Genomic DNA, 278 nt, shown 5'->3' on the forward strand with positions numbered 1-278 from the left:
ATCGCACCAGGATCGCCGTGGGAGAACGGGTATTGTGAGAGCTTCAACGGCAAGCTTCGTGACGAGTGCCTACGCCAGGAGATCTTCTACTCGTTAAAGGAGGCGCAGATCGTGATCGGTCTGTGGCAAAACACCTACAACTGCGTCCGACCGCATTCGTCGCTGGGCTATCGGCCGCCCGCGCCCGTCAGCTACCCAGATCTGGCCTTCCGGCTACCCATGGCCGCCACCATGCAGTAGCCTCTCAATCGGCTCGGTCTAAAATACCGGTCAGGCCA

Annotated in this window: 1 protein-coding gene; it reads left to right on the top strand. The window is 59.7% G+C overall.

The window, feature by feature from the left end; all coding sequences use genetic code 11:
- Positions 1-240: integrase core domain-containing protein (locus tag MKK67_RS31095; RefSeq protein WP_243972856.1), on the top strand; the 240-nt coding region annotated here is incomplete at its 5' end.
- Positions 241-278 lie beyond the last annotated feature (38 nt).

This window comes from Methylobacterium sp. J-072, assembly GCF_022829425.1.
Lineage (GTDB): Bacteria > Pseudomonadota > Alphaproteobacteria > Rhizobiales > Beijerinckiaceae > Methylobacterium.